We start from the raw sequence: 4,700 nt of genomic DNA on the forward strand, positions 1-4,700 counted from the left end.
TGTCCTCTCACTCGTCTCTCTCGTCGAGTGCCCATTTATATTACCATCTCTTCTTAATTTTGTAAAGCTTTTTCTCTATCTTTTTTTCCTTTTTTCTCTCTTTTCTCCTTTTTCTCCCTTTTCATCGACGTTTTTTTATCAAATGTTTTTTGGACTTTTTTCTTTTTTTGCCTCATATACAATAAATCTAAGCCTTATGGCTTAGATTTATATGCAAAAAAAAGCAGATTTTTCTGCTTTTACTGTTTTTTATCTTTTTCTACTAGTAAATGAATATACTCATTTACTTGATCGTGCAAATCTTCTCTATCTAACGAAAAATCAATTGTTGCTTTGATAAATCCAAATTTATCCCCTACATCATATCTTTTCCCTTCAAAATCATATGCATACACTGCTTGTCTATCTAATAATCTTTTAATTGCATCAGTTAATTGAATTTCTCCTCCTGCACCTTTTCCTTGTGTTTCTAATAATTCAAAAATTTCAGGAGTTAATACATATCTACCTAATACTGCTAATTGACTTGGTGCTTCTTCTTGTGATGGTTTTTCTACCATATCTGTTAATTTTACTAATCTACCTTTAGCTGGATGTGATTTTGATGGTTCTACAATTCCATATTTACTCACATCTTTTTTAGCAACTGTTTGAACACCCACAACTGAAGCTGATGTTTTTTGATACTGTTCAATTAATTGTTTTAAAGCTGGTTTACCTTCTTTATTAACAACCACATCATCTCCTAATAAAACTGCAAATGGTTCATCTCCAATAAATGACTTAGCACATAATACTGCATGTCCTAATCCTTTTGGTTCTTTTTGTCTTATATAATAAATATTAGCCATATTTGCAATATCTTGTATCATTTTTACTTGTTCTAATTTTCCAGATTCTTTTAACCTTTCTTCTAATTCATAATTTTTATCAAAATGATTTTCCATGGCATGCTTATTACTATTAGTAATAATAAGAATTTCTTCAATTCCACTATCTACTGCTTCTTGAATAATATATTGAATTGTAGGAATATCTACAATTGGTAACATTTCTTTAGCAATTGCTTTTGTAGCGGGTAAAAATCTTGTTCCTAGTCCTGCTGCTGGGATAATAGCTTTTCTTACTTTTTTATTCATTTTTCTATCCTTCCTTTTATAGAAAATATTTCATTTTAACCATACCATCTTTTCAATTTTTATCAAGTTATTAAACTATTTCTTCTAAAAATTCAAAAAATAATATAGTTATCTTTTTATATGTTTTCATTTACATCTTCATGTTCACATATATAATTCATTTTTTTAATAAAATTCAATCTAATATTCGTACTTTCTCTACTATATGCACTATCTGTTTCTTCGTATCCTCTTCTGAGATTTCCATCAGATTCACATAATCTGCGTATGTTCCATGATACTCTGCATCAAGAGAAGATTGGACGTAGGATTTGGCATCGAAATCTAATTGCTTGGAACAAGTACTAAAACTAACGCATAACATTGCTGTTCCGAAAATCACTATATATTTTTGTAATCTCTTCATCCTGTCATCCTCGCACTTTTACTTTACGAAAAAATCCACAAATTTTTCAGCTTTTGCTGGCAGTTTAAATTTATATTCTTTCCCGTCATAATTAAAAGAAAACTTTCCACCAAACAATCCTGCCTTTCCTCGGATATTTTTCATATCAGGAATATGAATCTTTGCCAGTTGTTCACCATAAGAATTATCGATATTAGCTTTCTGAATATACAATACATCCTTGTACACGCTTAGAAGAACTAGCCCATTTATTGTTCCTATGACGCCTCCAATTCCTCCTTTGACCGATGCATAAACATATATGCGCTTATCATCTAATACTTTTTTCCTTAATTAGCTTTTCTATTACTTGATCTTCTTTCAATATTTACCACCTCATCTCATTTAAAAGCCAAAGTTAGCATTATCTAATTTTAGCTTTTAAATGTTTTATTTTTCTCTTACAGTATTATGAAAATTATAACTTATCAATTTCAATATCTGAGTGTATTTCCTTTGCATCTTCCATTGCCTCATTTAAAACTGAAATCAGATCTCTTCCATCATTAGTAACAAAATAATTAGACAAATCAGTAATATCTGAACTGATATTATTTCCCCATGGAGGTGTCAATTTTAAATCTTCTGCATCCCATACTACATAAGATGGAGGAAATTTTTTCAGTTCTTTTTTTATTCTACCTAATTCTTCCATTCCTTCGTTTATATCTTGATTTTTTAAACGACCTTGATATAGTTCTTTCATCAATTTAGGATAAACACTCCCCCACTTTCCATTTTCCAGTCTAATACATATTGTTGAAAAAAAAGCATGCAAAAAATCACTAGTTCCAACTTGATACCAATAATAGTCTACTTTAAATCCTACCGCCATCTTATCCTCCTTACTTCTTAAAGCGTACATCTAACAATGGATTTGCTGTTTGCAAATCATCTGCCATTTGCTTTATAGTTTTATTAGGTACATCTTGTCCTCTTATATCTATTATAACCGTTTGCAATGTGTCCTCTGGCAAATTATCTAATCGTTGATTATACTGTTTATTTATGTTTCCTTTTAAGCTACTTCTTTAAATTGATATAAAGTTTCTACAAGCAAACAATTGATTGCCATAATAGCAAAACCTGTTGTATCAAGATCATTATTATCTAATAAAATATCAATTGACTTAAAATAACGACCATTCCATAATATTCTGTCTTCAAAAATATTTATAGCAGTCTCCCATTTCTTTATTCCCTTCAATTTTCTTATTTATTTTTTGATAACAAGACAATACTTTCTACATGCTTAGTATGAGGGAACATATCATATAGATACATTGTATCTGTATGATATCCTATCTTTTTAAAATATTGAATATCTCTTATTTGTGTTGTTGGATCACATGAAATATAAACAACTTGTTTAGGATTTAATATTTTAACAGAATCCATAAATTGTTTTGTAGAACCACTTCTAGGTGGATCCATAATAACAACATCCACTTTATATTTTTCTTTAGCTAAAGATTTCATAAATTCAGTTGCATCATCACATACAAACTGAATATTAGAAAGATGATTCATCTTAGCATTATTTTTAGCATCCTTAATAGCATCTCTATTACTTTCCACCCCAATGACTTGTTTTACATTTTGAGATAAGATCATTCCTATTGTTCCAATACCACAATACGCATCAATTGCAGCTTCATCCCCTTTTATATTTAATAAAGATAATGCTTTAGTATAAAGGTTAACACATTGATCATGATTAATTTGATAAAAAGATTGTGGTGAAATTTTAAATTTCAAGCCACATAATTCATCAACAATAAATCCTTTCCCATAAAGAACCTTATCTTCATTACCTAAAACAATTGGTGTTTTTCTTGTATTGACATTTAAAACAATCGTTTTAATACTCGGAAATTTTTTGACCAATTGACTACAAAATTGTTTAGAACCACGCCATATATTTTCATTACATACTAAAACGACCATTGTTTGATCTGTTTTAACTGCACGTCGAATTAAAACATGTCTTAATAATCCTTTATTTCTTTTACGATCATAAATAGAAACATGAAATTTTCTTAAATAGCTTTGTATATATTGCAAGATTTCATCCATAATATCTTCATGTAATAAACAATGTTTATATGGAATAATATCTTGACTATGTTCTTCATAAAGACCATATTCATATTTTTGATTAAAAGCCACAATTGCTTTATTTCGATACCCATTAGCTAATGGCGAAGCCATTGTTGATTTTACATCAATCTTTAGTTTTGCTTTCTTTATTTCTTTTTCTATAAATAATGTCTTTTCTTTTAATTCATTTTGATATTGATCTTGTGGATAAAAGCATCCTCCACATTTCTTTATAATTGGACATTTCATTTTTATCACCCTTTACTTGTCAATTATTATAACATAGGTATTATCATTTGATGAAATGATTTATGAGTGTTATAATCTAGCGGAGGTGAAATATATGAGTAAAATAGATATTATTTCTGGCTTTTTAGGTGCTGGAAAAACAACATTAATTAAAAAATTAATTGCTGAAGCATATCAAAATGAAAAAATCGTATTAATAGAAAATGAATTTGGAGAAATTGGAATTGATGGAACATTCTTAAAAGATTCTGGTGTTACAATCAACGAAATGAACTCTGGATGTATTTGTTGTAGTTTAGTAGGAGATTTCGAAACATCATTAAAAGAAGTTTTAGATACTTATCATCCTGATCGTGTTATTATCGAACCTTCTGGTGTTGGTAAATTATCCGATGTTATTAAAGCAGTTTCTACAATCAATAGTGATGAAATGGAATTAGATAATTTTATTACAGTTGTAGATGCTAAAAAATGTCGTATGTATACTAAAAACTTTGGTGAATTCTATAATAACCAAGTTGAACATGCCTCATTAATTGTATTAAGTCGTAGCCAAGATGTTACTGAATTTCAATTACAAGAATGTTTAGACATCTTAAAATGTTTAAATGATCATACCCCAATTATTACAACTGCTTGGGACAAATTAAATGGTTTAGATATCATCAACGCTTGTGAAGTAAATATTCAAGAAGAATTATTACATGAACACGACCATGACCATGAATGTTGCGGACATGATCACCATGAACACGATCATGACCATG

The 4,700-nt window shown here is 29.0% G+C and carries 5 protein-coding genes; 1 reads left to right on the forward strand and 4 read right to left on the reverse strand.

From position 1 onward, the window contains the following. Positions 1–239: 239 nt before the first annotated feature. The 4 genes from galU to rlmD form a co-directional block, all read right to left on the reverse strand. Positions 240–1,139 (reverse strand): UTP--glucose-1-phosphate uridylyltransferase GalU, encoded by a 900-nt coding sequence (galU, locus tag ACLVEP_RS02175; RefSeq protein ID WP_318000328.1) that lies wholly within the window; start codon positions 1,137–1,139, stop codon positions 240–242. Positions 1,140–2,002: 863 nt separating this feature from the next. Continuing rightward, the gene (locus ACLVEP_RS02180) at positions 2,003–2,419 is read right to left on the reverse strand and encodes an Imm70 family immunity protein (RefSeq protein ID WP_320096960.1); all 417 of its coding nucleotides are present in this window, start codon (positions 2,417–2,419) and stop codon (positions 2,003–2,005) included. A gap of 183 nt (positions 2,420–2,602) precedes the next feature. Further along, a complete protein-coding gene (locus ACLVEP_RS02185; RefSeq protein WP_412582524.1) occupies positions 2,603–2,791 on the reverse strand; it encodes a hypothetical protein in 189 nt (62 codons plus the stop codon). A 5-nt stretch (positions 2,792–2,796) separates the two neighbouring features. Continuing rightward, positions 2,797–3,933, reverse strand: coding sequence for a 23S rRNA (uracil(1939)-C(5))-methyltransferase RlmD (gene rlmD / locus ACLVEP_RS02190; protein ID WP_412582526.1), 1,137 nt, complete (start codon positions 3,931–3,933; stop codon positions 2,797–2,799). 94 nt (positions 3,934–4,027) lie between these two features. Between rlmD and ACLVEP_RS02195 the strand changes: the two genes are divergently transcribed. Next, positions 4,028–4,700: CobW family GTP-binding protein (locus tag ACLVEP_RS02195; RefSeq protein ID WP_412582528.1), on the forward strand; the 673-nt coding region annotated here is incomplete at its 3' end.

Origin of the sequence: Faecalibacillus sp., from assembly GCF_047023275.1 — a bacterium.
GTDB lineage: Bacteria > Bacillota_I > Bacilli_A > Erysipelotrichales > Coprobacillaceae > Faecalibacillus.